Genomic DNA, 5316 nt, shown 5'->3' on the forward strand with positions numbered 1-5316 from the left:
AGGCATTGTGGGGACGGTGGCAGTCGAGTGTCGTCGATAGGGTATTCGGGGCAACCGCTTCGCAACGCATGTGCGGCAGCCTCTCGGAATAGGTTTCGGAAGACATGAGATCTCCTTCGCCGGACCGCATCGGGGTCCAGCGCAATCAGGGAATGGGGAATGGTGAGGCAAGCCAAGGGCACAAAGCCGTCGCGGCCTTGGCTTACAGCCGGGCGGCAAGCGCCTCGCTGCAGCACTCAGATCATCGAGCGGATCAGATCAGTGCGGCGCAGGGCGTCTGGCGTAGCCGACGCGGATAAAGACCGGGCGCGGCTCGTCGTCTTCGATGGCATCGACCGGATCAAAGCGATCATCATCCCAAGAGTCGCGAAGCGGATCCTCGTCGAACGACTGGGCCGCCATCTCTTCCTCGAACGTTCGGCTCGGTCCGTTGAGGTTGATGCGAGGTGGCTTCGGCGCAATCAGCGGCGCCACGGTATCGCCCCCGGTCGTGACGAACCGCTCGTCGACCCCAATTGCCTTGCGCGCCTCCATCTCGAGAAGCTGCTGAACCCGGACACCAAAGCGACGGCGCAGTTCGGCCATGCAGTCGGCGGCACCGTCGATCTCAAGCAGGTCGTCGATTTCGGAGAGAGCCCAGATGCCCGTGGCGTGATCACTCGGACGGCTTGCTCCATCGACGATTGCCACCTCGACGGTATCGACCATCAATCGCTTTTGCGTCTTGTACAGCCAGTCCGGCAACACCATCGCGGAAGCCATCATTTTCATCTTCAGTTCCTCGAGGCGGCTGGTATCGCCATACGACGCAAGCGAGCGCTTGAGGTCGAGGATGTATGCTGTGTGTCGCGCCCGGTTCACCACGATCAGGTCCGGTGTGTAGCTGCCCTTTGCCGGTGACTCGCAATCGAGTTTGATACCGTCGAGGCTCGACCAATCATTGCCGGACACCGCTTCAAGCGCTGCTTTCACGAGCGGCAGTTTGAGGGACTGCGTCAGCACCAACACGTTCGGGTTCGCTCTCGCCACCCGCTCGAGCGCGTATTCAAGAAGCTTGCCTTCCCGGAAAGAGACCGCCCGGACGAGCGAAGCGATGTTCACATAGTGGCCCAAGATCTCATCTTCGGTCGGTTCGCCATCAGTGATCGCAGTAATGGCGCGATCGATGAGTACATCGAGATCGGCCTCAACCTCGGCGAAGCGTACGAGGTGTGCATGCCTGCGCAGTACGGCAGGCTCGCAGATCGGCGCGGCAGCTACGTTGCGGCCAAAACCAAACGGGCGCGGGCGGGAGCCTGACATGGCCGATGCGCTGGCGTTGACGAATGAGTTGAGAACTTCCCCATAGGGAACAGAAGCGGTATTCGTGCTCATAGCCCGATTCCTTCTTACCAAGGTTGACGGTCAGGCCCTTGCCGATGTTAGCGCATCGGCTTGGGCCGCTTGCTCCGGTGATCGGAACGCGCTTACCCTGGCAGGACCCGAGCCGGGGCTCAAGGACCCAAACCAGCAAAATGAGAACGAAGCCGGTACAAGGTTAACGGCGGGCTCACGACCTCCCGCAAGACGCCCATGCCCTTCGCCGAATGCTGGCGGTCTTGTTCGGTTTCAGCCGGTCAGGCACCAAAACAAAACAAGGGCCGACAAGCGGCCCCAGGGAAGGTTTGTGGGAAGGCAATTGTTGCCACCTTCCCGATCTCGACGCCGGTCACATCGCCATCACAGGCGAGGAAGCCTCGTCGAGGTTTTCGTCTTCAACCTCGGCCTCGTCCTCAAACTCGTCCCCGACCTCGATCAGTTCAGACGTGTCGAGCAACGGAACCGCTTCGAGCAACTGGCGGCCTTCGACATCATCACTGCCGTCGACAGCGTCCCTGACGTCTGGGCCGGTCAGCTTCGCCTTCCGATCTTTCGAGATCACCCAGGACAGGACCGGCACGGCTTCGGTTTCGAGCCACTTGCGCAAATCGACCATTTTTGGCCAACGATCCTTGTCGGACAGTTGTGTCAGCACGGCTTCGACCCGCGCCCACTGACTGCCATAGGGGTACATCACGAGGCTTTTGTGCTCGCTCCTGATCTCAGACGACCCCACAAACTGCGTCAGATTGCGAAGTTCGTTTCGGGCGGTGCCTGCCGAGAGCGTCAGCGCCTCCTGCAGCTTTTCCTTATAGAGCCGCTTGCTCTTCAAAGCCGCATCCATGACCTCGATGATCGCCTTGAGCCGGGCAAGGAAGATCTTCTGTCCCTCGCGAGATTTAAGGGCAATCAGCGCCTGAAGCCCGCCGACACCGCCCTGGTCATACGGGTTGGCGCGGGGCTTCTCCTGCCCGTTCAACAGGATGGCCTTGGCATCCGAGACCCGGACCTGGCCATGCTCCTCGGCATGTTTCAGCACCTCGCGGATCTTCTCCGGCTCCGCATGAGCGATGGTGAACAACACCGTCGAACTGATATTGAGATCGATCATCTCGTCGCGGAACGGCTCGAGGTTGCGCGAGACGGCAATGAAGCCGGCCGCCGTGCGCGCAGCGATCCCGCAACGGCTATGCACCCATTTCGCGAACGTCGGGGCCTCCAGCACATCGGCGGCCTCATTGAGAATGTCGCCGATCAGGAAGGTCTGCTCCGTCGAGCGGCGACCGAGCTCGAAGATGCGCTCGGCTTTGCTCTCGAGCAGGTTCTGAAGCGCTGGATCGATCTTCAGCTTTTCATATGTGCGGGCGGGGGTGGTGGGGGCCTTGGGCTTGGTCTTGGTGTTCATCTGGTACTCCAGTTACGCGTTACAATCATCCGACACGCACAGGCATCGGATGAAGCTATTATCGCCCGGATTTACGAACATTGCAAATTGTGCCCTAAATCACTCAAACGCTTGGAAAAGCAACTCTGCTCATTTTCATCCCAAAAATCAATATAGACATCAAAATAATACATGCATGTTAACCACTCCAATCAATCAATGCGACATATGATGCTTCAATTTCGATAATTAACGTCATCTATATCAATAAATTCGGCTACAGTTCGGTTAGGAGACATTCAAATTGTGCGCTCCGCACCCAACTCTCGTGGGCACGCAGAGTGCATTTTTTGACGCAGAGGCCATTCGAAGTATTTTTACGATCGCTAAAGGTAAAGCCGCCAAGGGCTACGGCGACGGCTGGAATGGTTCGCTTCACCGCTCAAAAGTCATCACACGTTTACTCGAAGTGCCCACACATCGAGTCAAGTTGCGGATGGATGATTCCGTGCTCTGGATATCCGATTCCGAACTCTAGAGGGGCGTTGTCACAAACGCCGTTTGCATGGATTTAACCAGAATGGCGATCGATCTGTGGATACGCACAGGATTGGCAGCCGACGGCTCCCGTCATTCATCTGCGCTTAAACTCTCGCCGATACCCGTGGCGACTGACGCAGTAGTTCCGGTCAGAGTTCAGGAGTTCCGATGAGTAAAGCAAGCAGTGTTGACGTCGACCAGGCCGCGACTCTGGAATCCGTACTTCAGAGGGTCGAGGCGATCGACCAGACCGCTCCAATGGCGCTCCTCGACATCGGGATTGCGCTTTCGAAAGTTTTTGACGAGAAGCCATCATCGAAGGTGGTGTCGTCTATCGTAGAACGAACCGGTATCAAACGGTCCGTTATAGAGCGCGCTTTGTACGCCGAGTTCGTCCTTACTCCTCATCGCCCAAACCTGGAACGCATGGGCGTGTCTGCGGAAGTGGTGGCTGCTTTGGCTGAAGGGGAGGAGCAGGACGTTGACCGCGGCGTGCAGGCGCTCCAAACCTACCCAGGGATTTCTTTGGCCGACCTGCAGATCCTGATGGACCCCTCCGATGAACTACGCACCTATCAAGCGCCGCATCATGCCCTCCTCCGTTTCGATATGACGAGCATGGAGGAGCTGGCAGCGATGAAGACACGCAGCGGAGTTAGCGTCTTCCGAGAGACGGCCAGCCGCATCATTCAGTTGATCGACCGCCTTCAAGAGATTGGCTTCAATCACGAAGAATCTGAGACGATCCGGGGGCAATTGCACATCGGCGCCGATCACCTTGTGACAGTGATCGGCAACCTCATCCTTCTACCGCATCTAGTCGTCGGGAGTCCTAGCTTCATCTTTCCGGCATGGCCGCCCCAAGCGTCTCCTTGGAACCAGCTTCTTGATGCTCTCGGACAGCTCTCTGACATTGGTGAGAACTCCCTGCCAGACCTCGTCAGGGCGCGCGCGATGATGCAGCAGCTTCTGGGGCCTGAAGCCTAGGCTTGATTGCGCCGGTCGGGTAAGGGCGCGCAAGTTGTCTCAAAGTGCAGGCAAATCATCCTGCCGCTATCTCACATCGAGACAAATTGCGCATCAGCGATTCAGAACTCTGGATATCCGATTCAGAACAGTGAAACGGCGTTTACACAAACGCCGTTTGCACGGATCAAGGTAACCTAAGCTGCCGTAATTCGCCCGCAACCTGTCTCAAGTTGCGCATTCCGGATTCAGAGTTGAGGATTTCCGATTCATAAACCGGGATTTTCGATTCAGCCTCGAGCGAGGTTGCTGCACTGATACCGGTCTGGCATGCAGGCCACCTGTTGGATTGAGAGGACCGCATGGCACGCAAATCGGAGGAGATCCGCAATCGCGAACAGCGCGAGCGCCAACAGCGACTGCGCGATGCCGATCGCAAGGCAAGGCGCCCCAATCGCGACGATGTCGCCCGCACGGCTCTCTTCATGATCGTTTCTGCAATGGCGGCACGCAAGGCAGAGGCGGAACTCGACGAGCTGCAGGATCGCGTGGTCGCGCTTCTGGTTCGCCAAGGCTTCGGTGAGCGAGCATCGGATGCCGTATTCGATGAGCTTGCCGCCAAATACAGAACAGGAGAGTGGCCGTTTCGTCGGAAGCTTCACCTGGGCGAGGCAGACGGTGACGAACTTGAGGACTGATCAGGTTTCTCGCCTGCCCATACTCGGTGTTTACTGGATGCGCTATCGCGCATCGCCTTTCACAAACCCCGTTTGCAAGATCTGACACATTCCCCCCGTTACTTCACAAAACGGCGTTTGATTCTGAATCGGATTTCCGGAGAGGGAAACGGGCGCACCGGAGCAGGATCTCGAATGTTAAAGTTTGAAGGAATCGATCTGGGTTTCGTTCAACATGATCGAGTTAAGTCGGCAAAAAGGTTAATGCCAGCATTGACCGACATCGCTGCGCTGGCGATAAACGCGCCAGCTTCGGCAAGCGCCGTAGCCGGAATGCGCCTCAATGGAAGCCACTTGCAAGGGTGAAGTTGAGTAAATGAGATATGTGAT

General features: G+C 57.4%; 4 protein-coding genes. 2 read left to right on the forward strand and 2 right to left on the reverse strand.

The genetic code is table 11. The annotated features are described in order from the left end of the window. Nucleotides 1-258: 258 nt before the first annotated feature. Together H6M51_RS24065 and H6M51_RS24070 are read right to left on the reverse strand one after the other, a co-directional pair. Nucleotides 259-1374 carry a hypothetical protein gene (locus tag H6M51_RS24065; protein ID WP_185812295.1) on the reverse strand — a complete coding sequence of 372 codons (1116 nt, stop codon included), beginning with the start codon at nucleotides 1372-1374 and terminating at the stop codon, nucleotides 259-261. A gap of 334 nt (nucleotides 1375-1708) precedes the next feature. Further along, the gene (locus H6M51_RS24070; protein WP_185812296.1) at nucleotides 1709-2764 is read right to left on the reverse strand and encodes a hypothetical protein; all 1056 of its coding nucleotides are present in this window, start codon (nucleotides 2762-2764) and stop codon (nucleotides 1709-1711) included. Between the two features lie 687 nt (nucleotides 2765-3451). Between H6M51_RS24070 and H6M51_RS24075 the strand changes: the two genes are divergently transcribed. Both H6M51_RS24075 and H6M51_RS24080 read left to right on the forward strand, forming a co-directional pair. Beyond that, nucleotides 3452-4270, forward strand: coding sequence for a hypothetical protein (locus H6M51_RS24075; protein ID WP_185812297.1), 819 nt, complete (start codon nucleotides 3452-3454; stop codon nucleotides 4268-4270). A 341-nt stretch (nucleotides 4271-4611) separates the two neighbouring features. After that, nucleotides 4612-4947 carry a hypothetical protein gene (locus H6M51_RS24080; RefSeq protein WP_185812298.1) on the forward strand — a complete coding sequence of 112 codons (336 nt, stop codon included), beginning with the start codon at nucleotides 4612-4614 and terminating at the stop codon, nucleotides 4945-4947. Nucleotides 4948-5316: the final 369 nt, after the last annotated feature.

This window comes from Rhizobium sp. AQ_MP (genome assembly GCF_014237835.1).
In the GTDB taxonomy this organism is placed as follows: Bacteria; Pseudomonadota; Alphaproteobacteria; order Rhizobiales; family Rhizobiaceae; genus Allorhizobium.

Bases quoted from the DNA above. Each gene is read 5' to 3' on its own strand.
- H6M51_RS24075 (WP_185812297.1), top strand. From the start codon at position 3,452: ATGAGTAAAGCAAGCAGTGTTGACGTCGACCAGGCCGCGACTCTGGAA.
- H6M51_RS24080 (WP_185812298.1), top strand. From the start codon at position 4,612: ATGGCACGCAAATCGGAGGAGATCCGCAATCGCGAACAGCGCGAGCGC.
- H6M51_RS24065 (WP_185812295.1), bottom strand. From the start codon at position 1,374: ATGAGCACGAATACCGCTTCTGTTCCCTATGGGGAAGTTCTCAACTCA.
- H6M51_RS24070 (WP_185812296.1), bottom strand. From the start codon at position 2,764: ATGAACACCAAGACCAAGCCCAAGGCCCCCACCACCCCCGCCCGCACA.